We start from the raw sequence: 25,174 nt of genomic DNA, 5'->3' as shown, positions 1-25,174 counted from the left end.
CATCACGCGGAACATTAAAAGAATTATGAAACCAATCTGGATTGTTGACGACGACGAATCGATTCGCTGGGTGCTTGAAAAAGCACTGGCACGTGAAAATCTCGCCACCAAGAGTTTTTCCAATGCGCGCGATGCCATGGAGGCCTTGAAGGATGGCGCACCGCAAGTACTGGTCTCCGATATCCGCATGCCGGGCGAGTCCGGTCTTGAACTGCTGCAGGCAGTCAAGGCCAAGCATCCAGGTCTGCCGGTCATCATCATCACCGCCTTTTCCGATCTCGATTCAGCAGTGGCTGCGTTTCAGGGCGGTGCCTTTGAATATCTGGCCAAGCCTTTCGATATCGACAAGGCAGTGGAACTGATCCGTCGCGCGCTGGAAGAAAGTCTGCGCGAAACCAGCGTCGAACATGTCTCTGCCGATACGCCGGAAATTCTCGGTCAGGCACCGGCGATGCAGGATGTCTTTCGCGCGATCGGTCGCCTCTCTCAATCGAACGTCACTGTTCTGATTACAGGGGAATCCGGCTCGGGAAAGGAACTGGTGGCACGGGCGCTGCATAAACACAGCCCGCGTGCCTCGCAGCCTTTCATTGCATTGAACACGGCTGCGATTCCAAAAGACTTGCTGGAGTCTGAACTCTTTGGTCATGAGCGTGGTGCCTTTACCGGCGCACAGGCCACGCGTCGCGGCCGTTTTGAACAGGCAGAAGGTGGCACTCTGTTCCTCGACGAAATCGGGGACATGCCATTTGATTTGCAAACACGCTTGTTGCGCGTGCTGTCAGACGGACATTTCTACCGTGTTGGCGGTCACCAGCCGCTCAAGGCGAATGTGCGCGTGATTGCGGCAACCCATCAAAATCTGGAACACCGTGTACGCGAAGGTTTGTTCCGTGAGGATTTGTATCACCGCCTCAACGTGATTCGTTTGCGCCTGCCTAGCCTGCGTGAGCGCAAGGAGGATATTCCGATCCTGACGCGTCACTTCCTCGCGCAAAGTGCCAAGCAGTTGGGTGTTGAAGTCAAGCGTATGTCCGATGGTGCCATGCAGTTTCTCAGCAGTCTGGAGTTGCCGGGCAACGTGCGTCAGCTTGAAAATCTGTGTAACTGGATCACCGTGATGGCACCAGGCCAGACGGTCGAAGCCAAGGACCTGCCGCAGGAGTTGACCGAAGGGCAGGGCTTTGCGGCAGTTGGTGGCATGCCAGCCAGTACGCCATCGTCCTTGCCAGCAGCAACGTATCCGGCCATGGAAAGCAGTGACGGATTTGTATCGGCATCGGCGAGTTCTGCCGCGCCCATGTCGTTCAGTGCGCCCGTCATGCAGGAACCATCCAACTGGATCGCTTTGCTTGAGGCAGAAGCGGCATCGCTGCTGGCAGCAGGACAACCGGAGGTCATGGATGTGCTGGGACGTCAGTTTGAATCGGCGCTGATCAAAACCGCACTCAAGCATACGCATGGCCGCAAGAACGATGCGGCAGTGCGTTTGGGGATCGGCCGTAACACGATCACCCGCAAGATTCACGAGTTGAATATTGATGGTGCGAAGGACGATTGAAATCAGTCCGCTTCGCGCACCATAGAAAAACGCCCTGATGATTCAGGGCGTTTTTGTTTCAACAGCATGGGAACTGGCGAGGCTTCAGGCTCAAGCCGCAAGACGTACCGTATTGCTCTTGTAAGTCTGCTTGCTGCCTTCCAGCAGGAAGGAAAGGCCCACCACCAGTACCAGTTCTCCTTCGGCCGAGCGTGCGGTACCGGCAATGCCATCAACATGCATGGCTGTCATTGGTTTGATCACCAGATCGGCCGTACCTTCCACAATACCAACCGAGAGAATGTATGGCTGTGGTGCAGCAATCACGATGCCGACACGTTCTGTCTGTAATTCATAGCCCAGCGCACCCGCCAGAGAACGGACGGGAAGCGGGCGACCCTGATCACGCAGAACGGGGGCACCACCTACTTTTTCGAACTCTTCAGGCAGTTCCACGACACGTTCGACGACGGCCATAGGCAAGGCCAGGGCGGCGTCCGAACTGCGAACCAGCATGGTCGGCACGATCGAGAGTTCGATCGGCAGGCGGATCGAGAAGCGTGTGCCAACACCAAGGCGGGAATCGATGCTGATAGCGCCGCGGTGTTTTTCTACGGCTGTCTTGACGACGTCCATGCCGACACCACGACCGGACACGCTATTCGCCACTTCCTTGGTCGAGAAACCAGGCAGGAAAACCAGTTGCAGCATTTCTTCCTGCGTCTGTGCTGCTGTGTCCGAAATCAGGCCCTTGGCGAGTGCTTTGGCGCGCAAGGCTTGCGCATCCATGCCTTTGCCATCGTCTGAAATTTCAATCATGACGCTGCTTGCTTCCTGCCATGCTTTCAGCAGGATGACGGATTTTGCCGGCTTGCCGCTCGCCGCACGTGTCGCGTTGTCTTCAATACCGTGATCCAGCGAATTGCGCAGCATGTGTACCAGAGGATCGTACAGGCTGTCGACGACGACACGATCCACTTCTGTTTCTGCGCCTTCGATCTGCAGATCGACATCCTTGCCCAGTTCCTTGGCGAGTTCGCGTACCAGTCGTGGAAAGCGCTGGAACAGTTTGCCCACCGGCTGCATCCGGGTCGATAAGGTGGCGCGCTGCAATTCGGTGGAGTAGCGTGATGCACGGTTCAGGGTTTCGGCCAATGCAGACATCAGGGTTGCAGCCTGACCCTCCATCGGAAACTGCGCGAGTTTTTCCAGCAGCACAGCAGCCTGATTGGCGGCCTGTACGGATTCACCCGCCACTTCCAGCAAGGCGTCCAGTTTGCCGGCATCGATACGGATGCTTTCTTCCTTGACTGCGGCAGTGGATTTTTCTGCGGCACCAGTGCGGCGTTCGACGCCGTCCCAGTTACCGGTTTTTGCTGCAGGTGGCGCGGTCGTTTGTTCCGTTGGCGCTGCTGCGGCAACTGCATCATTGGCTGGTGCCGCCACGGCAGTGCCTGCCGGCACGACCGCCAGATACAGGGCATGCCAGTCGAGGCCATCTGCGGTTGCTGCAGTCTGGGTGGCGGGCGGTGGTGCATTTGTAGCAGCGGCTTGGGGTGCCGCGCCGCCTTCGATTGCGCTGGTGAGGATGACTTCCAGGGACTGCGGCATCGCGGGCAGGGACTCGGGTGGGGCGCCGTTGGCCAGTTCTTCCAGCTGATCGGCGACAAAGCCGCTGGCTTGCAGCGCCGCTTCGATGGCCATGGGCGTGACGGCGACTTGTCCGTTACGCAGGGCATCGAAAAGATTTTCGGTCAGGTGGCAGGCCGATACCATCGCGGGCAGATTCATGAAACCGGCGCCGCCCTTGATCGTATGGAAGGAACGGAACACGGCATTGATCGTGTTCAGATCATCCGGGTTGCGCTCGAGCGCAAGCAGATGTTCTTCCACGTTCGTCGCAAGGTCGAGCGCCTCAACGACGAATTCCTTGAGCATGTCATCCATTTAGAATCCCAGATCGGCGAGAAGGCTGTCTACATCGTCCTGTGCCATGGCGACAGCCGGTACGGCTGGACCATTCAACAGCTCAACCGGTGCATCGGCTTTCTGTTCTGCTGCAGCCTTGACTTCCGGCGGAGCATTGTCGAGCAGAAGTTGGGCAAGTTCGTTCTCGACACGGTTGGTGATCGTGACAATTTTTTTGATCAATTGTCCGGTAATGTCCTGAAAGTCCTGCGCCATCATGATATCGAGCAGACGTGCCTTTTCGGCCTCCGTTGCTTCAGCCACTTTGGCCGAAAAGTTTCTGGAGTCACCGGCCAGCACCTTGAATTCATCAATGCTGAGCTTGCCTTCAAACAGTTGCGTCCAGCGTGTATCCATATCTTTGGCACTCTTGGACAAGGCATCCTGTTCCGGCATGCCAACATCAATGGCGTTCAGCACTTTATTGGCAGCCTGTTCTGTGAGGGTGGCGACATACTCCAGTCGCCCTTGTGCATCTGAAATCTGTGAAGCGACATCCGAAAGGGAGCGGTCATAGCCCAGCTCGCGCAGTGAGTCGTGCAGTGTACGTACGATGCCGCCCAGGCGTTCATACATGGGCTTGTCCGAAAGATCGACCGTTTGGCTCACTGCCGTTACCGTTGCGGACGCCGTGGCAGCGGCAGGCGTGACGGCGGGTGAAGCGGTAGCGGGTGATGGTGCTGATGCTGGTGCCTGATTCAGTCGTTGTGCCGAGATCTCTTCGAACAATGCTTCAAAATCGTCTGTATCTCCGCTCATTTTCTACCCTTCAGTGTTGTCCGTGCCTGCGCGCGCTTTATGGTTTTAGCATACGGTAATGACGCTGGCTGCTATAACATGACTCGCAGAGGCTGCCTGCGAACATGTTGTTACCATGAATCAATCATACCGAGATTTAAAATCCCAGCAAAGTAATTGAAAGCAAGATGCCGACGCGCGGCAACACTTGTAAAATTTGGTGAAATCAAAACGGACACTATTGCCATTTTGGTATGCACATGTTCTGTGGTTGCGGGTTGCAGACAGCGTCTCTTCACCGAATTGACGCGCCTCTGGGCGCCGCATACACTGCTGATCTTTCATCCTGCATATGGAACGCACAACGCATGTTGTGCATCGTCGGCGGATGGCCATTTTCCGAAAGTATTGATTTCTTCTCAAGGATCGCGTCTCTTCTGTGCGCGACAAGCATGTTCATTCCCTCGATTCAAGCAACCGATAATCCTGTCATGGCGCAGGCCTTGCGCAGCGCCATTGATGGCAAAACCAAGCCGCCTGGCAGTCTGGGCATGCTGGAAAAACTGGCGCATCAGATTGGCATGGTGCAGCAAACCGTCAGACCGGCAATCGTATCGCCCGCACTGATCGTATTTGCCGGCGACCATGGCATTGTGGAAGAAAAGATATCGGCCTATCCGCAAAGCGTGACGTGGCAAATGGTCGAGAACTTTCTGGCTGGTGGCGCGGCCATCAATGTCTTTGCCAGACAAAATGCCTGTGCGCTGCATATCGTGGATGCGGGCGTCAATCATGACTTTGGTGACCGCGCCGGGCTGCTCAATCGCAAGGTGGCAGCGGGCACACGAAATTTCGCGACGATGCCTGCCATGACGGCAGAACAATGTACGCAAGCCATGCAGCATGGCGCAGAGTTGATTCAGGCGATTCCCGGTAACGTGCTGGGCTTTGGCGAGATGGGGATCGGGAATACCACTTCTGCCGCAGCCATCATGCACGCTTTGACAGGTCTGCCTGCGGCGGATTGTGTGGGGGCAGGAACAGGGCTTTCACGAGAGGGTATTTTGCACAAGCAGCAAGTCGTTGCAAATGCCGTGGCTTACCACGCTTCCATGCGTTCGCCACTGGAGGTGTTGATGACATTTGGTGGCTTTGAAATCGCCATGATCGTTGGTGCCATGCTGGCTGCTGCCGAACGCAGAATGGTTCTGGTGATTGATGGTTTCATCATCACGAGTGCACTATTGGTTGCGGCGCGTTTACAGCCTGCTATTCTGGATTACTGCGTGTTCGCACATTGCTCCGACGAGCACGGTCATGCCAAGTTGCTGGCAGAGCTGCATGGCGAGCCGGTGTTGCATATGGGATTGCGCCTTGGTGAAGGTACAGGTGCGGTGCTGGTCTTGCCGATGCTGCAGGCGGCGGTACATTTCTTGTGCGAGATGGCAACCTTCGAATCGGCTGCCGTCAGTAACAAGTCAGCGGATTAAATCGAAAACATTGTTCTGAGCGGAATGCGCTAGAGGCACGGGATGGAACCGGATCTGTTCGAAGAGGAAGACATGGGAAAACGCATGATGCATGAAGTGCGTTTGTTCTTCATCGCATTGCAGTTTTTTACACGACTGCCCATTCCGCGCTGGGTCGGATTCGATGCACGCTGGCTAGCACAGGCGGCACGCTACTTTCCGGCGGTAGGGCTGGTTATCGCCTTGATTACCGGCGTGAGTTACATTCTGGCGACATTGCTATGGCCGCAGCCGGTCGCCGTCTTGTTGTCGGTCGTGGTGGGGATCTGGCTGACCGGTGCGTTTCATGAAGATGGCTTTGCCGATACCTGCGATGGTTTTGGTGGCGGCACCACACCCGAACGCGTGCTGGACATCATGAAGGATTCGCGCATTGGCGCATATGGTGCCATCGGCATCATGCTGATGCTGGCATTGAAGGTCACGGCCTTGATTGCCTTGCCGCCGGCAACGGTGGTTGCCGCCTTGTTGATCGGCCATCCCTTGTCACGACTGTGCGCTGTCAGCCTGATCTGGCGGATGGAATACGCCAAAGAAAATGGCAAAGCCAAACCGATCGCGGACCAGATGTCGGGCAGTGAATTCGGGATTGCCGCGATTGTTGTCGGTGTGGTGATGTTGATTGGCATGATCTCTGGCTGGATGCCGCTTGATGGCATGATCTTTGGCATCGTGCTTGCTGTCTCGGTCTCGTTCTGGCTGGCAAGATTGTTCAAGCGCCGTATTGGTGGCTATACTGGCGATTGCCTCGGCACCGTGCAGCAGCTTGCCGAAGTGGCTTTCTATCTTGGGGTGTTGAGCGCCGTCTCCTACTAAGAGAACCAAGCGAGGTTCGCCATGCATCTTTATCTGATCCGTCATCCACGACCAAGTGTGGCAGCCAATATTTGTTATGGCCATACGGATTTGACGGTGGATGATGAGGCGCTGGCTTCGGCACGTTCCTCATTGCTTCCTCTATTGCCGCGCAACGCACGACTTTTTTCGAGTCCGCTACAGCGTTGCCGTGTGCTGTCAGACAGTATTGCGGAAGAACTCGACTGTATTTCCACTACCTACGATGAACGCCTGCGCGAAATGCATTTCGGCACATGGGAAATGCAGGCGTGGGATGCCATTCCACGTGCGGATATTGACGCCTGGACCAGCGATATGACTGGCTACCGGCCAGGTGGTGGCGAGAGCGTACTGGAAGTCGCGCAACGCGTTCGGGATTTTCGTGATGACTTATCCGGCATGGAGATCGAGCATGCCATCGTGATTTGCCATGCCGGCACGATTCGTCTGCTGGCAGCATGTGAGCACGGACTATCTGTGCCAGAGATGGCTTTGTATGCGGCACAGAAGCCGCACCAAATACGATATGGTGAATTACTGATTGTCGATTGCTGACAGTCTTCGTTGATCCCGTGATCAGCAACAATCAGAACATTGCGCGTTCGCGCTTGTCTTCCTCAACGATCAGGTGCAGGACATTGGCCGCCGCTTGCGCCGCCACTACGTCGCGTCCCCAAGGCTTGCGTTTGTGGGGCAAGATACGCAACCAGCCAAAAGTGCGCGCAGCACGCAAGACCTGATGCTGCACACTCAGGTCATCCTTGCGCAGATAACGCAGCAGAACCGACGCTATGTGCTCATGCGGCATATTCAGGATGAAAGCAGTCGAATGCAGAAAGAGTACCCAGTCGCGTGCCTGTGCCGATGCCAGCGGCATGCTTTTGGTCGGATCATCCTCAAAATCGATGAAGCTTACCTTGCCGTCATGCCAGATCATGTTGCGGGCAAAGCACTGGCTGGCGGTTTGTCCCAGACGGTGCAGCGCAAGGATCGCGTTCAGACCGTTTTCCCAATAGCGTTGACCGACATCCGCATGCTCGCGCAGCATGTGGTCCAGCGAATGCGCGCCGAGAAAAGACATGGCAAACCAGTCCGGCGTGACATGTAAAACATCGGGAACGGAAACGCCTGCCGTCTTCAGATTCTGCAGGCGCATGACTTCGATTTTCTGCGCATCGGTGCCTCCCGGCGCAGGTACGGCACGCAACATGGGTTGTCGTAATACTGCTGCCAATGTGTCGAGTACCGGATAACCCCAGTGTTTCAATGCAGGTTCGAGTTGCTTGATGATGACGGGTATGCCGTCGATGTCCAGCTTTTGCGTACGGCTGGCGTGACCGGCTAACTTTGCTTCGACAATTCGCTGCTGTTCGGGAGTAAACATGGGGACATTGATGGCAGGCAAGCACGAATTATAGAACAGAGGCGTCTGCTGGACGTGGCAATGTCGCTATTCCATTAGCCGGCACGATGTCGCTCAATGAGAACAAAACAGCAGCGGTTGCGATAAATCATTGCCGATGATTTGGCCGCGCACGTAAAATGGCGCCGTTCTGGTGCCCGCGACCTGTTCATGGTCGCAGTTAAACGGGAAACACGATACCGCAAGGCCAACGTGTGCTGCCCCCGCAACGGTAAGCAAGCGTCGCATCCATTGCGACAAATCATCTTCTCAAGCCACTGTGCAGTCTTGCATGGGAAGGCAGGGTGATTATGCTTGTCAGCCCGGATACCGGCCAGAAAGGTGGAAGCAATGCGACGGGGATGCGCAACGTTTTGAGCTTGCTGTGCTCATCGTTTGCCATTTCCGTTTGCAGTCTTCCGTTGACACGACCCGCGGGGAGGCAGGTCGCGTACTCCTTTTTGAAGACATCAACATGACATCCGTACTATCCCATCGCAGCATCGCTGCGTTCAAACCGCTCGCACTGGTTTCTGCACTCGCAACCGTGAGCTTTCCTGTTGCAGCACAGGTTGAAACAGGGCAGCAACTTATACCTGTGACGGTTTCCGGTTCAAGATTTGAAAGCAGTATTGCTCCAATTGGTGCGATTGTAATTACTGCTGAGCAGATCCGAGAATCAGGTTCTAGCAATGTGAATGAAGCGATACGAAAAATTGCCGGTGTTTTTGGTCGACAAAATTTAAGTGGGACTTCGGATTCCTCGTTGGACTTGCGAGGTTTCGGTGCAAATAGTGATCAGAATGTCGCAGTGTTTGTCGACGGGATTCGCATATCGGAAAACGAATTGCAGCCAGCAATGATGTCCGCAATTGCAATTGAAACAGTGGAACGAATTGAGATTGTACGTGGTGGAAGCAGCGTGTTGTACGGAGAAGGTTCAACTGGTGGGACGATCCAAATTATCACGAAACGTGGATTAGCTAATACTACAAGCGGTTCTGTCGTTGCTGAGGTTGGAAATTTTGGATATCAAGATATGCGGGCATCTTTGTCGAAAGGATGGGACAGCTTTGCTCTTAATGCAAATCTAGGAAGCTTGCGTACCGATAATTACAGAAAAAATAGCGAGTTGAAACAAGACAATTTTAGTGGCGGCTTGCAATGGGCCTCAAAAATAAGTCGAATCGGCCTCAGAGTTGACTCATTACGTCAAGATGCTCGTTTCCCAGGTTCATTGACAGAGGCTCAATATCTTCAAAATCCAAGACAAACAATGAATCCGTTTGATTATGGCTCAACGGATTCAGATCGGTACACTTTGTTTGGAGAGATAAATTTAAAAGATATTCAATTGGCGGCGGAGTTATCACGCCGAGATAAGAAAGGAAACTCTTTTGGCATTGACTCTTTTGATGGGAAAACTCTGTCGGATTTCAAAAGCAATGTGACTCAGTTTTCACCAAGGGTAAGATACATATCTAAGTCTGCTCAGTACAGCAACGAGTTTGTCGTAGGGGTGGATTTTGCTGAATCCAAAAATATGAGGGATGGCGTTTATCAGTCCAATGGCTTTGGTGACTTTCCTTCTGCTTCTGAAACTTCACAACAATCAAAAGCTATCTATGCACGTAATGATTTGAGGTTTGAAAAAACTCAAATCTCGTTTGGTTTTCGACATGAGAAATTTGATCAAGATTTTAGAAACAAGATAGATGCTACGAAAAATTATGATGAGTCATTTTCGCTAAATGCGTTTGACTTGCAAGGTTCTTACCAAATATCTAATTTGATTAAAGTATTTTCGAAGATCGGTAGAAGTTATCGCGTTGCAAATGCGGATGAAAACTCATACTCCTTCAACAACGAACGTCTTCGTCCTCAACGTTCTAACGATTTTGAATTCGGCTCGTCAATAGAACTGAATAAAACAAAGTTGGTAGCTAAAGTATTTCGTCATAATCTAAAGGACGAAATTTTCTTTAATCCGACTTTGCCGGGATCTCTTGGTACAGGTGTTAACGTAAATTTGGATAAAACTCGTCGTCAAGGTGTAGAGATTGATGCTACTACTGGTCTAAGTGAGACGTTTTCTTTATCAGCGTTCTTGCAACATGTCTCGGCGAAGTTGGTTTCTGGCCCAAACGATGGGAATGACATGGTTCTCGTGCCAAAAAATACTGCTACGTTGCGATTAAATTGGTTGCCAGGAAATGGTCAAACAGCGTATGTCGGTGCTCAATGGGTTGATTCTCAACTTTATGGTGGGGATTTTACGAATACCTGTGGTGTCCGCATACCAGCGTATGCGACGTTGGATGCTCGTTATTCCATAAAGTTGGGTACTTGGGAATTTGCGTTATCGGGCTCCAATTTGACTGACAAAAATTATTTTGGTCAGGCGTTTGGAGATACCAATGGCGGTAGCTGCAAAGATGGAATTTATCCAAATGCTGGTCGGGCTTTAAAGTTTACTGCTCGCATAAATTTTTGAGTGAATGTAATTTAAAAAGGGGCTTGTTAGCCCCTTTTTAAATATTAAAAAACTGGTTGAGTTGTTGTGTTGATGAAACAAGGTTGATACAGAAATGTAGAGTGATTGCTACCGATAGATATGGTCATTAGAATTACGCTAGTTTTGGTGCCCGCAGCCTGTTCATGGCTGCAGTTAAACGGGAAACACGTAGCTTGACAGCGAGCGTGTGCTGCCCCCGCAACGGTCAACAAGTGTCATCGGTCGATGACAAATCATCTTTTCAAGCCACTGTGCATTTTGTATGGGAAGGCAAGGTGATCTGCTTGTTCAGCCCGGATACCGGCCAGAACAGGTGGAGATGCTGCGAACGGGGATGTTCGTGACGCGATTCTTGCACGTTCTGGTTTGGCCATTGCTGCTGTTTGCGTTCGTTTGATCTGTTTGCGCATCTCTTTTAAATTCAGCCTGCGGGGAAGTGGGCTGAAGATGCGTTATTCAGAAAATTATCATGTCTTTTTCCGTTTCACGGCCCGCCGGTTCGGCGTTGGCGCCGCTCGCCATTGCATTGGCAGTTTCTTCCGTTTTTTCTTCATCCTCTTTTGCCCAAACGATGCAATCAGAGTCTCTTGATGCAGTGGTGGTTACTGCCTCTCGCTCGGCACAAAAGGCGGGCGATGTTCTTGCGGATCACCTCGTGATCACAGAAGAAGAGATTCAAGAGTCGGGGCAAACTTCCTTGGCCGATCTTATGCAAACCAAGCGCAGCATCGAAATCAAACGTAACGGTGGCGCTGGAAACGATACCGAGGTCTATATCCGTGGCGGCAATGGAAAGCAGACGCTGCTTCTGATTGACGGTGTACGTAGTGTGTCATCTACGTCGGGAACGGCTATGTGGTCGGCGATTCCTCTGTCTCAGATCGAGCGAGTTGAAATCGTGATGGGGCCACTGAGTAGCTTATATGGTGCTGATGCAGTGGGTGGTGTGATTCAGATTTTTACCAAAAAAGGAAGCGGCGAACCACGTTTGACTTTCTCTGCAGGGGCAGGTACTGATCGGGAGCGAGTTTACACCGCTGGCATTTCTGGTTCGATCGAAGGTGAGCATCGTATTCGTTACGCATTAAATGCATCACAAGAAGAGTCGGAGGGTTTTTCGGCTCGTCCTGCCCGTGCTCGTAATCCTTCAACCGGTACCGTAAGTAACTACGATCCTGACAAGGATGGCTATTCCAAGCGAAGCCTAAGTGGACAGTTCTCTTGGGAGATCGCGAAGGGACATGAGCTTGGCGCCACTTTTATGAATAGTTACAACAATGCAGATACGGATGAAGGTTCTGGTGTGCAGGTCTTTAAACCGTATATTGTTAGTGAAGTGGATGTCTACTCCGTGCATAGCCGTAATCAGATTACGACTAATTGGAGCAGCTTGTTGCAGGTGTCACGTTCTTACACGAGACAGCAAAATTTCCGCTCCCTTACGCCATCCGTCAATAATTCGACGCAAGACCAGCTTAGCTGGCAAAACGACATTGTGATTGGGCGTGATCTATTGCAGGTATTGCTGGAAAGACGTGAGGAAAGCGTCTTCAACACTGCTCAGACATTACAGAATCGCAGTCGCGACAACAATTCATTTGCGCTCGCTTATCAGGCTAACCGTGGTGACCATCAAATCAGTAGTAGCGTACGTAATGATGATAGCTCTGTTTATGGGTCGAATTTGACTGGTGGTTTGGGATATGGCTATCGACTGACCAAAGAATGGCGTGTGAACGGTAGTGTAGCAACCAGTTTCAGGGCGCCAACATACAACGATCTTTACTACGCTTATGCAGGTAACCCAACTTATGGGAATCCTGATGCGAAGCCAGAAAAGGGCAAAAATGCCGAGATCGGTGTTCATTATGATGATGGCCGATCAAACTTCAGCGCTGTTTATTATCACAACGAAATAACGGACATGTTGAGTGCAAAGCCTTGTACGGGCGGCGCTCCAGGTAGTTGTACTTATAACGTCGATAAAGCGTTGTTGACAGGCGTTTCGATGGAGGCAGGCAGCAAATTCGGCAACTATCGGTTATATGGATCTCTCGATCTTCAGGACCCTCGTGACAAGACGACGAATACGCTTATTCAGCGACGTGCAAAGTATCACGGCACAATCGGCCTAAAACACACTGCCGGCGCATTGAAATCAGGTTTCGATGTGGTGTTTTCTGGGTATCGTTATGACGAACCGGAGCATGTCAACCGTTTGGGAGGGTATGCTTTGCTGAACCTGCATGCATCTTATGATCTGAATAGTGATTGGCAAATATTTGGACGATGGAATAATGCTTTGGATAAGCAATATGAGTTTGCCCGTGCATTCCAGACACAAGGTTCTAATGTGTTCGTCGGTGTTCGTTATGGTTTTAAATGAAGCCGTAAAAATTTAGAATAGTGCTTGTTGTATTAGCGCGCATGCATTGTGAAGACCAAGGTCGACAATCCATGCGCGATTTTTCTTGAATAAATCTTTTACCTGATTCATGCCCGCTGACATCTACGCTATCCAATCTGCGCCAGCACGACATGCCAACCGCGCTGGCTTGGTGTTGTGTGCGTTGTCGGTGGCGGCCGTGATGAGCATGGTGATCACCTGTATGTTCGGCTCGGTGACGTTGTCCCTGTCCGAAATTGCAGATGCCTTGAGTGAGTTGATACAGGGCTCGTCGTCAACGATGGCGTCGACGCTGGTTGAATTGCGTTTTAGTCGCGGTCTTTCGGCTTTTGTCACTGGTGCCACGCTGGCACTGGCTGGCGTGATGATGCAGGCATTGCTGCGTAATCCGCTGGCCGATCCTTATGTACTGGGCGTCTCTGGCGGTGCGGCGGTAGGTGCGCTGGGCGCGATGTTGCTGTTCTCTTTGTCTTGGATGATCGATGTGGCGGCCTTTTGCGGCGCCATGGCGATTTCTTTTTTATTGTATGCACTCGCAAGACGCGATTTACGGGGTGCCGTACAGGCGGAAGGCAGTGCGCCGCTATTGTTGCTGACGGGTGTCATTCTGGCGGCAGGATGTAGCGCCGTGGTGAGCCTGATCTTGTCAATTGCGCCGGATAACCGTTTGCGTGGCATGGTGTTCTGGCTCATCGGTGATCTGTCCGGGACGCAATTCCGCTGGTTGCCCTGGATTGTATTGATTGCTGCGCTTCTTTTCTCTACGCGTGCCGCGCGTGCGATTAACGTCATTGCCATGCACGCAGAAGCCGCTGTGACACTGGGTATCGATGTTGCGCGGTTTCGTCTCGGATTGTTTGTGTTTGCAGCGTTGTTGACCGCCAGCGCGGTGAGCAATGCCGGCAGCATCAGCTTTGTTGGTCTGATCATTCCGCATGCCTGCCGTTTCATGCTTGGCCCGGATCACAGGCTGTTGTTACCGGCTGTGACCTTGGTGGGCGGTTCGTTCCTTGTTCTGGCAGACACACTGGCACGCACGGTCGTCGCGCCGCTGCAATTGCCCGTTGGCGTGATTACCGCAATGATTGGCGTACCGGTCTTTCTGTTGCAGTTGCATCAAATCAGGAGGCGTGGATGAAGACGAGCGCCTTGCAGATTCGGATCGGCGAGCGCTTGTTGATCGATGCGCTTGATTGGGAAGTTGGTGCTGGTGAATGCTGGTGTGTCATTGGTCGCAATGGCGCTGGCAAAAGCACTTTGTTGCGTACACTGGTTGGCTTGCGCCCGGTTGATGCCGGTAACGTTTTTCTGCAGGAAAAGACACTGGCCGATTGGCCTTTGCAGGCCCTTGCACGTGAACGCGCCTTTTTGCCTCAAGGGCGTAACGATGCATTTGGTTATCGCGTGATCGAAACGGTGCTGACTGCACGTCATCCTTATCACAATGCCTATTGGGAATCCGAGGACGATCATGCTGCTGCATATAGGGCATTGGAGACACTGGATGTCGCCGCGTTTGCCGAGCGTGATATCCGCAGTCTGTCCGGTGGGGAACGCCAACGCGTGGCGATTGCCGCTGCCGTGGCCCAGGATACGCCGCTGCTTTTTCTGGACGAGCCGACTAGCGCGCTGGACATGGCACATCAGGTCAGTGTGATGAAGTTGCTGGCGCGATTGTGCAAGGAAAGGAGCAAGAGCATCGTCATGGTAAGTCATGACCTGAATCTGGCACATGGTGTTGCCACGCATGCCTTGTTGCTGATGGGGGATGGTCGCTGGCATGCGGGAAAAATGGAGGATGTCATGCAGGCTCCGCTGTTAAGTGAATGCCTTGGTCACCCGATCGAGATCGTGCGACATGGCAGTCGTGCCATTTATATGGCTGTTGAGGAAGAAAAATGACGCATGAAGTAAAGAGCGCCAAAGACGATGCGGGTGTGACAGCGCGTCACAACGCACGTATGGCACGCAAGAAGGAAGTCGTCGATCAAAAGATCGCAGCCGCCAAGCGGGATGCGGGTGTCTTGGTGATTACCTGCGGTAACGGCAAAGGCAAGAGTTCCAGTGCCTTTGGCATGGTTGCCCGTGCGCTCGGACATGGCATGAAGGTTGGCATTGTGCAATTCATCAAGGGAGCGATTCCTACTGGTGAAGAAAAATTCTTTCGCCGCTTTCCCAGCGAAGTCAGCTTCCATGTCATGGGCGAAGGCTACACATGGGAAACCCAGAACCGTGAGCGTGATGTAGAAAAAGCACAGATCGCCTGGGAGCGGGCAAAAGAACTGCTGACAGATGCATCCATCAAGATGGTCGTGCTGGATGAGCTCAATATTGCGTTGAAATACAAGTATCTGGATGTTCAGAAGGTCATTGCCGATCTGCAGGCAAGACCTGCCATGCAGCACGTGATTGTGACGGGACGCGGCGCGCCGCCGGAATTGATCGACGTTGCCGATACCGTGACCGAGATGCAACTGACCAAACATGCATTTGCTGCGGGTATCGCCGCGCAACCGGGTGTGGAATGGTAAAGCCGCAACGGATTCGGGAGAGCGAATGAGTCATCGCGAAAGGGAAACTTCGACTGCACGCATCGTTCTGCTGGCAGGGATCGCTTCAGGGCAGGGCAAGACCACCGTGACGGCAGCAATTGCACGCAAGTTACAGCAGCAGGGAAAACGTGTGCGTGTCTTCAAGACTGGCCCCGATTATCTGGATCCGATGATTCTGCAGCGCGCATGCGGCAGTGAGGTCTACGCGCTGGATCTGTGGATGGTTGGTCTGGATGCCTGCAAACGTCTGTTGGCAGAAGCTGCGGCCGAAGCCGACGTCGTGCTGATCGAAGGCGTCATGGGTTTGTACGATGGCGATCCATCCTCGGCCGATCTGGCGCAGGCATTTGGTGTGCCGGTCATTGCCGTGCTGGATGCCGGCAAGATGGCACGTACCGCAGGCGCAATTGTCATGGGCTTGCAGCAGTATGGGCCGGTCAATCTGGCTGGCGTCGTCCTCAACCGGATCGCCAGCGACAATCACAAGAATCAGATCGTGCAAGGTTTGCGTGACGTACCGGTACTGGCGACCTTGCCAAAATTAAGTACCTCATTGCCGGAGCGGCATCTCGGCCTGGTTCAACCAGACGAGATCGCGCAAGTGGATGCCTTGCTTGATCAACTGGCCGAATCGATTGTGCTGGATGAGGTTGCATGGGAAGCGATGCAACCCGTTGAACTCCCGCTGGATGGATCAATGACGCAAGTGCAGCCGCTGCTGGCGGGCCGCAAGATTGCGGTGGCGCGCGATGCCGCATTCGCATTTGCTTATCACGCCAATCTCGCCTGTTTGCGTGCACTGGGCGCAGAGCTGGCTTTCTTTGCGCCACTACAGGATGAGCCCATTCCTGCCGATGCAGATGGTGTCTACATTCCCGGTGGCTATCCGGAACTCCATTGTGCGACGCTATCGTCTGCCCAGCGCTGGCAAACATCGTTACGCGAAGCGCATGCGCGTCATGTGCCGATTCTGGCGGAATGCGGCGGCATGATGGCTGTGACCGAATCGATTACCGATGCAGAGGGCAAGGTCTGGCCAATGGCAGGTCTGTTACCCGGTCAGGTTGCCATGCAGCCCAGGATCGCGGGGTTGGGCATGCAGTCGCTGGCGACGGCGCAAGGCGAGTTGCGTGGGCATGCATTTCACTACTCGACTTTGGAAACGCCATTGGCATCCGTTGGCGAAACGATTCGTCGCTCCAATGGTGCTGTTGGTGAATATGTCTATCGGCACGGTTCGCTGACAGCGACCTATTTCCATGCCTACTTTGCTTCATGCCCTGCAGCGACGGCGCGTCTGTTTTCGTATGGAGAGCAATCCTGATGCGCACGATGGTGATTGGCGGTACGCGATCGGGAAAAAGCACGTATGCGGAAAGCTTGGCCAAGGCATCCGGCAAGCAGTTGATATATGTCGCAACATCGGAAGCTGGCGATGATGAAATGATGCATCGTATTGTGCATCATCGCGCACGTCGTGATGCAGCGTGGGTGACATTGGAAGAGCCGATCGCACTGGCTGCCATCATCGAGCAGCACAGTACGCCTGACAGCGTGTTGCTGATCGATTGCCTGACGGTTTGGCTGTCCAATCTGCTGTTTTCGGAGGCGATGGCTTTCCCGGAAATTGGCATCATTGAGCCGCCAGCTATCTTTCACACGCAGTCAAATGCTTTTTTCCAGGCGCTGGCCAGTGCGCGGGGCGACATCGTGTTGGTAACCAACGAGGTCGGGCAAGGCGTTGTGCCGACAGGCGCCATCTCGCGCTGGTTTGTCGACGAGTCCGGCCGAATGAATCAGGCAGTCGCCGCGCTGTGCGACCGTGTCGTGCTGGTGACAGCCGGATTGCCGCTGACTCTGAAAGGCGGATAAATGCTGCTGGGCTTGTCGTGGATGGTGATGGCATGTCTGATCATGTCGGGCATCGTGCTCGACTGTCTGTTCGGCGAAGTACGACGCTGGCATCCCTTGTCGGGCTTTGGCAATCTTGCTGGCTGCGCAGAGAAGCGCCTGAATCGCAATCATGTGGGCCGTGTACGTGGCATCGCAGCATGGCTGCTCGTTGTGCTGCCTATTGTTGCCGTGAGCTGGCTGGTGACCGCCTGGCTGGCTCAGTTGCATATTCTGCTGGCGCTGATGACGCACGTCATCCTGCTCTATTTTTGTGTGGGTCTGCGCAGCCTGCGTGATCATCTTTTGCCGATTGCACAGGCTTTGCAGGAAGGCGATTTGCCGTTGGCGCGCCACTTGACGGGGCGTATTGTCAGTCGCGATACCACGTCACTTTCGGAAATGGAGATTGCCAAGGCAGGAGTCGAATCACTGCTGGAAAATGGCAACGATGCCGTGTTTGGCACCTTGTTCTGGTTTCTCGTTGCCGGTGGTCCGGGCGCCGTGCTGTTTCGTCTTGCCAATACGCTCGATGCCATGTGGGGCTACCGCAATCAACGATTTCTGCATTTCGGATGGGCTGCGGCGCGTATCGATGATGGTTTGAATCTGATACCGGCCCGCCTGACCGCCTTTTCTTATGCGGTGTTAGGCAATACGCGTCTGGCCGGCCGTTGCTGGCATCAGCAGGCACGGCACTGGTCGAGTCCGAATGCCGGACCGGTGATGGCAGCTGGTGCAGGCGCTTTGAATATTTCGCTTGGTGGTGATGCAATCTATGACGGCGAGATTGAACATCGTCCTGCACTTGGCAGCGGGCCGCTTGCAGTCGGAACGGATATCGCACGCGCATGGAAACTGGTTTCGCGTACGACGGCTTTATGGATGCTGGTGATTGCCTTGATCGGAATGACGCATGCTTGATCATGGCGGCAATCTGCACAGCGCGATCGAGCGGTTTGGCATACCCAAGCAGCAGTGGATCGATCTGTCCACCGGGATCAATCCGCATCCTTATCCTGTTTCTGCCTTGTTGCCCGATGTCTGGCATCGCTTGCCTGAGCCGGATAAAGACTTGATACAGGCTGCGCATGCCTACTACGGCGTTGCCCGGAGCGCCGCGTCTGCAGTATTGCCCGTAGCCGGTTCGCAAGCAGCGATTCAGGGGTTGCCGCAGTTGCGTGTTCGTCAGCATGGCACTTCTCGCGTGGTGGTAGCGAACACAACCTATGCCGAGCATGCGTATCAATGGCAGCGCGCTGGTCATATGATTACTGCCGTGCCCTATGGGGATCTGCCTGCCGCCATTGATGCATGCGATGTGATGGTGGTTTGCAATCCGAACAACCCGACCGGCGAAAGTACGTCGCCGGATCAATTGCTGCAATGGGCAGAAAGGCTCGCGCAGCGTGGTGGCTGGCTGATTGTGGACGAGGCGTTTGGTGACGTATTGCCCAAATTGAGCGTGGCGGGATATGTCGGCGCACCGGGCCTCATTGTCCTAAGATCGATTGGAAAATTTTTTGGTCTGGCGGGTTTGCGTCTTGGTTTTGTATTGGGACAAACTGCAATGATCGACGCCTTGGCGGAAGAGATCGGGCCATGGAGTGTGAGTGGTCCGGCGCAGCAGATTGGTACGCAGGTGTTGACGGATCGAACATGGCAGCGTGCCATGCAGGTGACCTTGCAAGATGAAGGCCAGCGCTTGACGCAACTGCTTGCGCAGCATGGTTTTCCGTCGCAGGGTTGTGCCTTGTTCCGTTACTGGCCGGAACCGCAAGCGGCAGTGCTGGCAGATTTTCTTGCACGTCAGGGCATCTGGATCAGGCTGTTTTCCCACGGAGTAAGGCTGGGCTTGCCGTCAGATGAAAAAGGCTGGCAGCGCCTGGAATCGGCATTGGCCTCATGGAAAAAAGAACAGAGATGAAAATGAACCGTTTGTTGATTGTGCTGGGATGCCTGGTCGCCATACAGGCACATGCTGTGGTGACCTTGCAGGATGATGCAGGCAATACCGTTACCTTGCAGAAGCCGGCAGAGCGCATCGTTTCGCTGGCTCCCCATGCGACCGAGATGTTGTTTGCAGCAGGTGCAGGCGATCGCATTGTCGGGACGGTGGAATACAGCGATTATCCTGCGGCCGCTTTGCAGATTCCGCGTGTGGGCAATCACCAGCAAATCGATGTCGAACGCGTGATTGCGGCACGCCCCGATGTGCTTGTCGTGTGGCTGCATGGCAGTTCGGAAAGACAGATTGAGCATTTGCGCAAGCTTGGTATTCCATTCTTCTATAGTGAGCCGAAGAGGCTGTCCGATATTCCGGAAGGCATTGCACGCATGGCGAAGCTGGCAGGCACCGAAAAGGCTGCAGCACCAGAAATCATGCGCCAGCGTGAGTTGCTGGGCAATCTGACGGCACGTTACGCACAACGTCCGCCCGTGCGTACGTTTTATCAGGTCTGGGGCAAGCCGATCTATACCCTGAACGGCAAGCACATCATGAGTGATGTACTGCGCGTGTGTGGCGGGCAAAACATCTTTGCCGAACTGAATACGACAGCGCCCACCGTTTCTACGGAGGCCGTCCTGCTGGCGGATCCGGAGGCGATGATTGTGGGTGCGCGCAAGGAAAAGAAAACCTCCGAGCTGGAAATATGGGAACCCTACAAGAATCTGACAGCGGTGCGTCGGGGCAATCTGTTTGCCATCGACGGCGATTTGCTCAATCGTGCCGGCCCGCGTCTGATTCAGGGCACGCAGGCAATCTGCGAAAAGCTGGAACTGGCACGTAGTCGCCGTCCGGTAAGCGATTTGCCATCTGTAAAATGACCTTTCCCTTTTCAACCCTGATGGTGCAGGGCACGACGTCTGATGCCGGCAAGACCACGCTGGTTGCAGCCTTATGCCGTCTGTTGATGCGTGAGCAGCATCGTGTGGTGCCATTCAAGCCGCAGAATATGGCGCTCAACAGTGCGGTGACGTCGGATGGTGGTGAGATCGGGCGTGCGCAGGCGTTGCAGGCAGTCGCTGCAGGTATTTCTCCCCATACCGACATGAATCCGATTCTGCTCAAGCCATCGAGCGATACCGGCGCGCAAGTCATTATTCACGGCAAGGTGCGTAGCGATATGAACGCTCGCGACTACCATGCATATAAACCGCTGGCGATGCAGGCCGTGCTGGAGTCGTATCGTCGTCTGTCGGCACAGTACGACGTGGTGCTGGTGGAAGGCGCGGGCAGTCCCGCCGAAGTCAATCTGCGTGATCGCGACATTGCGAACATGGGATTTGCAGAAGCCGTCGATTGTCCGGTTATTCTGGTGGCCGACATCGATCGTGGTGGCGTGTTTGCACATCTGATCGGAACGCTGGCATGTCTTTCCGAGAGTGAGCGGAATCGTATCGTTGGCTTTGTCATCAATCGCTTCCGTGGTGACATCCGTTTGCTGGAGCCGGGATTGCGCTGGCTGGAGGAACAGACGGGCAAACCGGTGCTGGCCGTTTTGCCTTATCTGCACGGCCTGTTTCTGGATGCGGAAGATGCCGTGGCATCGGTGCAGAGCGAGCGTGGTGCCTTTAAGGTCATAGTGCCCGTGCCACCGCGTATCAGTAATCACACGGATTTCGATGCTCTACGTGCGCATCCGGATATCGATCTGCAATTGATCGGACCGGGTCAACCAATTCCTTCGGCGGACCTGATTATTCTTCCCGGTAGCAAAAATACGCGCGCCGATCTGGAGTGGTTGATTGCCAATGGCTGGCGTGATGCGCTGATACGCCATGCGCGTTATGGCGGCAAAATCATCGGCATCTGCGGTGGTTATCAGATGCTGGGAAAAACGATCGCCGATCCGGATGGCATCGAGGGCGCAGGTGGTACTTCCGTGGGGCTTGGTCTGCTGGAGATCGATACCGAACTGACGTCGGAAAAGCGGCTGAAGCAGGTGGCGGGCAATTGCCTGTTTGATGAAGGGACGGTTGTCGGTTACGAGATTCACATGGGTGTGTCGGAGGGGGCGGCGCGTCAGCGACCGGTTTTCTCGATCGATGGACGTCCCGAGGGAGCACGTTCGCAAGACGATCAGATCATGGGCACGTATTTGCACGGCCTGTTCGATGCGCCATCGGCGTGTACCGCGTTACTGCGCTGGGCCGGTTTAAACAGTGCGCATGTAGTGGACACCAATCTGTTACGCGAGCAAAGTCTGGATCGTCTGGCCGATGCGGCACAGCCGTTACTGCATGCCTTGCGCACATTGAGGAACTGATCTGGCAACCTGATTCTTAGCCAGTCTTTTCCCTGCAGCTCAGGGCATGGTGACGGGTTGTCTGCCATGTTATTCTTGCCAGAAAGTTACATTTCCGTTTCTGATCTTCGATCCGATCACTGCATACGAAGGGGAAAATCATGCCTGTAATCGTCGTTGCCAATCCGAAAGGCGGTGTTGGCAAGAGTACCTTGGCGACCAATATCGCCGGTTACTTTGCCGCGCAAGGACACAAGGTCATGCTGGGCGATATCGATGTGCAGCAATCGTCACGTGCCTGGCTGGCGTTGCGCCCCGGATCGCTGCCCGAGATCAAACCCTGGGAAATCGAAGATGGCCACGTTGCCAAGCCACCCAAAGGCACGACCCATATCGTCCTCGACACGCCCGCTGGCTTCAGCGGCAAGCGTTTTGACAAGGTCATGCAGATCGCGACCAGGATTGTTGTACCGCTACAGCCTTCCATGTTCGATATTCTCGCCACGCAGGAATTTCTGGAAAAGCTGGCCGAACGCCAAAAGAAGGAGCAGGTCGAGGTTGGTGTGCTGGGTATGCGCGTCAATGTGCGTACACGTGCTGCCGACCAGTTGCAAAAGTATGTGGAAAGTTTGGGTTTGCCGGTGCTGGGTTTCTTGCGCGATACACAGAACTATGTGCAGCTTGCCGCCAATGGCGCGACCTTGTGGGATGTTGCCGCTTCACGGGTCGAGAAGGATCTTGCGCAGTGGGAGGATCTCGTGAAATGGCTGGAGCAGAAGTAAGTGGCAAAAGTCTGTCTGAATTGTTTGCCCGTGCAGACGAAAAAAATGCCGCAAGGAGGAATGCGGCATTTTTTTATGAGGTCCTTGATCAGATTTCCAGATTGTCGATCAGCCGTGTGGTGCCGAGTTTGGCTGCAGCGAGTACCACGAGCTTTTCGCCTGTCGCCATGTCGCCAGCAGACGGCGGTTGCAGATTGCTCTGCTTGCGGATAGAGATGTAATCAGGCTTCCAGCCACGCTTGCTTAAATCAGACATGGCCTGCCGTTCGAGTTCAAACACATCCAGATGACCACCGCGGACCTCATCCGCGACAGCATTCAGGCTGCGATACAGCGCCGGTGCTTCGGCTCGTTCTTCAGCCGACAGATACATATTGCGTGACGACAGCGCCAAGCCATCCTCAGCACGATAAGTTTCTGCCGCGATGATCTCGGTCGGCAGTGCAAACTGCTTGGCCATATTGCGCACGATCATGAGTTGCTGATAATCCTTCTTGCCGAACACCGCCACACGCGGCTGCACACAGGAAAACAGTTTAAGCACAACGGTGGTCACGCCGGTGAAGAAGCCGGGACGGAATTCGCCTTCCAGTGTATTGCCCAGATCATCCGGTGGGCGCACGCGATATTCCTGTGGCTCCGGATACAGATCCTTCTCGGTTGGTGCAAACAGGATGTAGACACCTTCCTTCTCGAGTTTTTCAACATCGGCCTGAAAGGTGCGCGGATATTTGTCGAAATCTTCGTTGGGACCAAATTGCAGACGATTGACGAAAATCGATGCCACGACCGGATCGCCGTGCTTGCGCGCCAGCCGCATCAGTGACAGGTGACCATCGTGCAGATTGCCCATGGTCGGAACGAAGGCAGTGCGCAGCTGGCCTTGCAAATGGTCGCGCAGTTCTTCGATGCAGGAAATGATTTTCATGAATACAGCCTTGGGTGGTCGGTGCGGCGCAAAGGCCGTTGGCAATGCCGGATCGGACGATCAGCTTGGCGCGTAAGCCAGCCTGACGTAGATCGGTGCAAACGGTTCGGCCTGCGTGATCTCGATCAGGGTTTCCTTGCCGAGTTCGAGCAGCGCGACAAAGTTGACGACGATGACGGGCACACCGCGTGACGGATCGAACAGATCGGTAAATTCGACAAACTTGCTGCTTTGCAGACGACGCAAAATAGCGGTCATGTGCTCGCGTACAGACAATTCTTCGCGACTGATGGTGTGATGCGCCGTCAGCTTGGCGCGACGCAGCAGATCGGCCCATGCTGATTGCAGATCGGCGACGTTGACGTCCGGCCAGTGCACGACGGTGTTTTGTTCGATATAGACCTGCGTCCGCACATAGTCGCGACCTAGTTGCGGCAACTCGTCAATCTGGCGTGACGCCAGTTTCATCTGCTCATACTCCAGCAGACGACGAACCAGTTCCGCACGTGGATCAGCCGCTTCTTCCCCGGTATCGGCCTTGCGCACCGGCAGCAGCATGCGTGACTTGATTTCGATCAGCATGGCCGCCATCAGCAGATACTCGGCAGCCAGTTCCAGATTGTGGACGCGGATCTGGTCGACATACTGCAGATACTGTTGCGTCACCTGCGCCATCGGAATATCGAGGATATTGAAGTTCTGCTTGCGGATCAGATACAGCAACAGATCCAGCGGACCTTCAAATGCTTCGAGAAAAATCTCCAGTGCATCCGGCGGGATGTAGAGATCGTTGGGCAGACGGAAAAGCGGTTCCCCGTACAGGCGTGCGAATGCAACGCCATCAATGACATCCGGCGTCGAATCTGGTCGGCCTTCGACGACAAGATCCGGCGCGCTGGATGGCATTTGCGCCAGCATCGGGTTGGAACCGCTCATGCGTGTCAGCGGACTTTGTTCTGGTAGACGTAGGCTTGTTGCTTGACGCGCGATTCCTTGGTGCGCTCGAGCTGGTCCAGATCGATAGGCGATTTGTCCCATAGCAAGGCGCGGCCTTGAATCTGGCCTGCATCGATATGCGGATTCTTGGCTTTCAGTTCTTCGATGAACTTGGTCGCTTCCGACTGGTAGTGATAATGGTTTTTGCTGAATACCATGGTCTGTCTGATAATGAGGTGAAAACAGGCATTATTCTACCTTGTCTTTTGCAACACTCCTGACTGTCTTGTACAAATGTGACAGTCCACGCGTTTTCTTCTGAAAATACTGATATGAAACGTTTTCTTGCAGGTTTATCCGGCTTTTTATGCAGCTTGCTCATGTTCGGTTGCAATCAGCATGGCCGTCCCATCGAGGATTTCGGTATCGAGAAGCTGACAAAAGGTGTGTCGACCGAGGCCGATGTCCGTCAGGCGATGGGCGAGCCGGAGATGGTATGGAACGAGCCGAGCGGTGCACGCACGTTTGAATATCCGAAAGGGCCCGAAGGGCATCGTACGTGGATGGTTGAACTGGATGTCAGCGGCATCATGCGCGACTATCGCCAGACGCTGACAGATGAGAATTTCGCCCGGGTGCAAGCCGGCATGACCCGCGATGACGTACGGCGCCTGCTCGGCAAGCCAGGCAGTACCGCAACGTTTCCATTGAAAAATGAGGAAGTCTGGGATTGGCGATATTTTTCAGGCCCGGTAACCGAACGTTTCTTTCATGTGCATTTCGATCGCGACAGCGGCAAGGTTGTTCGCATGTCGAGCAGTGATCCGGTGAAAGGGTAGCCAGGCATCGGATTCATCATTGACAAAAAAAAGCCGCCTGAACATTGCTTGTACAGGCGGC

General features: G+C 54.0%; 23 protein-coding genes and 2 riboswitches. Of the genes, 17 read left to right on the top strand and 6 right to left on the bottom strand.

Annotation, left to right across the window (positions count from 1 at the left end; genetic code table 11):
- Positions 1-25: 25 nt before the first annotated feature.
- The gene (gene ntrC, locus IEV29_RS06325; protein ID WP_188380370.1) at positions 26-1,561 is read left to right on the top strand and encodes a nitrogen regulation protein NR(I); all 1,536 of its coding nucleotides are present in this window, start codon (positions 26-28) and stop codon (positions 1,559-1,561) included.
- A gap of 90 nt (positions 1,562-1,651) precedes the next feature.
- Here ntrC and IEV29_RS06320 read toward each other — a convergent pair whose 3' ends face one another.
- Together IEV29_RS06320 and IEV29_RS06315 are read right to left on the bottom strand one after the other, a co-directional pair.
- Positions 1,652-3,487 carry a chemotaxis protein CheA gene (locus IEV29_RS06320; protein WP_188380369.1) on the bottom strand — a complete coding sequence of 612 codons (1,836 nt, stop codon included), beginning with the start codon at positions 3,485-3,487 and terminating at the stop codon, positions 1,652-1,654.
- Positions 3,488-4,267, bottom strand: a complete 780-nt coding sequence (locus IEV29_RS06315) for a protein phosphatase CheZ (protein ID WP_188380368.1) — start codon at positions 4,265-4,267, stop codon at positions 3,488-3,490. It lies immediately after the preceding gene.
- Between the two features lie 431 nt (positions 4,268-4,698).
- On the opposite strand from IEV29_RS06315, the gene cobT reads away from it, so the two are divergent.
- The 3 genes from cobT to IEV29_RS06300 are packed head-to-tail and all read left to right on the top strand — an operon-like array spanning position 4,699 to position 7,167.
- Positions 4,699-5,736, top strand: a complete 1,038-nt coding sequence (gene cobT / locus IEV29_RS06310; protein WP_188380367.1) for a nicotinate-nucleotide--dimethylbenzimidazole phosphoribosyltransferase — start codon at positions 4,699-4,701, stop codon at positions 5,734-5,736.
- 42 nt (positions 5,737-5,778) lie between these two features.
- Positions 5,779-6,591 (top strand): adenosylcobinamide-GDP ribazoletransferase, encoded by an 813-nt coding sequence (locus tag IEV29_RS06305; protein WP_229726259.1) that lies wholly within the window; start codon positions 5,779-5,781, stop codon positions 6,589-6,591.
- Positions 6,592-6,612: 21 nt separating this feature from the next.
- Positions 6,613-7,167: a histidine phosphatase family protein gene (locus tag IEV29_RS06300; RefSeq protein ID WP_188380366.1), complete on the top strand. Its 555-nt coding sequence runs from the start codon at positions 6,613-6,615 to the stop codon at positions 7,165-7,167.
- A 31-nt stretch (positions 7,168-7,198) separates the two neighbouring features.
- On the opposite strand, the gene IEV29_RS06295 is transcribed toward IEV29_RS06300, so the two are convergent.
- Positions 7,199-7,996: a BUD32 family EKC/KEOPS complex subunit gene (locus IEV29_RS06295; RefSeq protein WP_188380365.1), complete on the bottom strand. Its 798-nt coding sequence runs from the start codon at positions 7,994-7,996 to the stop codon at positions 7,199-7,201.
- 153 nt (positions 7,997-8,149) lie between these two features.
- A riboswitch (cobalamin riboswitch) is annotated at positions 8,150-8,367 on the top strand.
- A gap of 122 nt (positions 8,368-8,489) precedes the next feature.
- Between IEV29_RS06295 and IEV29_RS06290 the strand changes: the two genes are divergently transcribed.
- From IEV29_RS06290 to IEV29_RS06235, 12 genes are all read left to right on the top strand, one after another.
- Positions 8,490-10,508: a TonB-dependent receptor gene (locus tag IEV29_RS06290; RefSeq protein ID WP_188380364.1), complete on the top strand. Its 2,019-nt coding sequence runs from the start codon at positions 8,490-8,492 to the stop codon at positions 10,506-10,508.
- 128 nt (positions 10,509-10,636) lie between these two features.
- A riboswitch (cobalamin riboswitch) is annotated at positions 10,637-10,852 on the top strand.
- A 146-nt stretch (positions 10,853-10,998) separates the two neighbouring features.
- Entirely contained in the window at positions 10,999-12,915 is a 1,917-nt protein-coding gene (locus IEV29_RS06285; RefSeq protein ID WP_188380363.1) for a TonB-dependent receptor plug domain-containing protein, read from the top strand.
- 109 nt (positions 12,916-13,024) lie between these two features.
- Positions 13,025-14,074, top strand: coding sequence for a FecCD family ABC transporter permease (locus IEV29_RS06280; protein WP_188380362.1), 1,050 nt, complete (start codon positions 13,025-13,027; stop codon positions 14,072-14,074).
- On the top strand, positions 14,071-14,838 hold the full coding sequence (locus IEV29_RS06275; RefSeq protein WP_188380361.1) for an ABC transporter ATP-binding protein: 768 nt from the start codon (positions 14,071-14,073) through the stop codon (positions 14,836-14,838). Before IEV29_RS06280 ends, IEV29_RS06275 begins: the two co-directional genes overlap by 4 nt.
- Complete coding sequence (gene cobO / locus IEV29_RS06270) at positions 14,835-15,467, top strand: cob(I)yrinic acid a,c-diamide adenosyltransferase (RefSeq protein ID WP_188380360.1); 633 nt, start codon at positions 14,835-14,837, stop codon at positions 15,465-15,467. The genes IEV29_RS06275 and cobO overlap by 4 nt, the downstream gene beginning before the upstream one ends.
- A 25-nt stretch (positions 15,468-15,492) precedes the next feature.
- Positions 15,493-16,812 (top strand): cobyrinic acid a,c-diamide synthase CobB, encoded by a 1,320-nt coding sequence (locus IEV29_RS06265; protein WP_188380359.1) that lies wholly within the window; start codon positions 15,493-15,495, stop codon positions 16,810-16,812.
- Positions 16,809-17,360 (top strand): bifunctional adenosylcobinamide kinase/adenosylcobinamide-phosphate guanylyltransferase, encoded by a 552-nt coding sequence (gene cobU, locus IEV29_RS06260; RefSeq protein ID WP_188381100.1) that lies wholly within the window; start codon positions 16,809-16,811, stop codon positions 17,358-17,360. Before IEV29_RS06265 ends, cobU begins: the two co-directional genes overlap by 4 nt.
- Entirely contained in the window at positions 17,361-18,302 is a 942-nt protein-coding gene (gene cbiB / locus IEV29_RS06255; RefSeq protein WP_188380358.1) for an adenosylcobinamide-phosphate synthase CbiB, read from the top strand.
- Positions 18,295-19,305, top strand: coding sequence for a threonine-phosphate decarboxylase CobD (gene cobD, locus IEV29_RS06250; RefSeq protein ID WP_188380357.1), 1,011 nt, complete (start codon positions 18,295-18,297; stop codon positions 19,303-19,305). Before cbiB ends, cobD begins: the two co-directional genes overlap by 8 nt.
- A gap of 2 nt (positions 19,306-19,307) precedes the next feature.
- Complete coding sequence (locus tag IEV29_RS06245) at positions 19,308-20,207, top strand: cobalamin-binding protein (RefSeq protein ID WP_188380356.1); 900 nt, start codon at positions 19,308-19,310, stop codon at positions 20,205-20,207.
- Positions 20,204-21,649: a cobyric acid synthase gene (locus IEV29_RS06240; RefSeq protein ID WP_188380355.1), complete on the top strand. Its 1,446-nt coding sequence runs from the start codon at positions 20,204-20,206 to the stop codon at positions 21,647-21,649. The genes IEV29_RS06245 and IEV29_RS06240 overlap by 4 nt, the downstream gene beginning before the upstream one ends.
- A 140-nt stretch (positions 21,650-21,789) precedes the next feature.
- The gene (locus IEV29_RS06235) at positions 21,790-22,410 is read left to right on the top strand and encodes a nucleotide-binding protein (RefSeq protein WP_188380354.1); all 621 of its coding nucleotides are present in this window, start codon (positions 21,790-21,792) and stop codon (positions 22,408-22,410) included.
- 88 nt (positions 22,411-22,498) lie between these two features.
- Here the strand turns inward: IEV29_RS06235 and panC are convergent, their stop codons facing one another.
- Genes panC through IEV29_RS06220 form a run of 3 tightly spaced genes read right to left on the bottom strand, consistent with a single transcriptional unit; the run spans position 22,499 to position 24,492 of the window.
- Positions 22,499-23,338: a pantoate--beta-alanine ligase gene (panC, locus tag IEV29_RS06230; protein WP_188380353.1), complete on the bottom strand. Its 840-nt coding sequence runs from the start codon at positions 23,336-23,338 to the stop codon at positions 22,499-22,501.
- Between the two features lie 60 nt (positions 23,339-23,398).
- A complete protein-coding gene (locus IEV29_RS06225) occupies positions 23,399-24,244 on the bottom strand; it encodes a segregation and condensation protein A (protein WP_188381099.1) in 846 nt (281 codons plus the stop codon).
- Between the two features lie 35 nt (positions 24,245-24,279).
- Positions 24,280-24,492, bottom strand: a complete 213-nt coding sequence (locus IEV29_RS06220; protein ID WP_188380352.1) for a DUF3460 family protein — start codon at positions 24,490-24,492, stop codon at positions 24,280-24,282.
- Positions 24,493-24,606: 114 nt separating this feature from the next.
- Here IEV29_RS06220 and IEV29_RS06215 point away from each other — a divergent pair, with 114 nt between their 5' ends.
- Complete coding sequence (locus tag IEV29_RS06215) at positions 24,607-25,113, top strand: outer membrane protein assembly factor BamE (RefSeq protein ID WP_188380351.1); 507 nt, start codon at positions 24,607-24,609, stop codon at positions 25,111-25,113.
- The last annotated feature ends 61 nt before the right edge of the window (positions 25,114-25,174 follow it).

The sequence above is a fragment of the Oxalicibacterium faecigallinarum genome (assembly GCF_014635705.1).
Lineage (GTDB): Bacteria > Pseudomonadota > Gammaproteobacteria > Burkholderiales > Burkholderiaceae_D > Oxalicibacterium > Oxalicibacterium faecigallinarum.
This window is presented reverse-complemented; position numbering and strand designations above follow the sequence as displayed.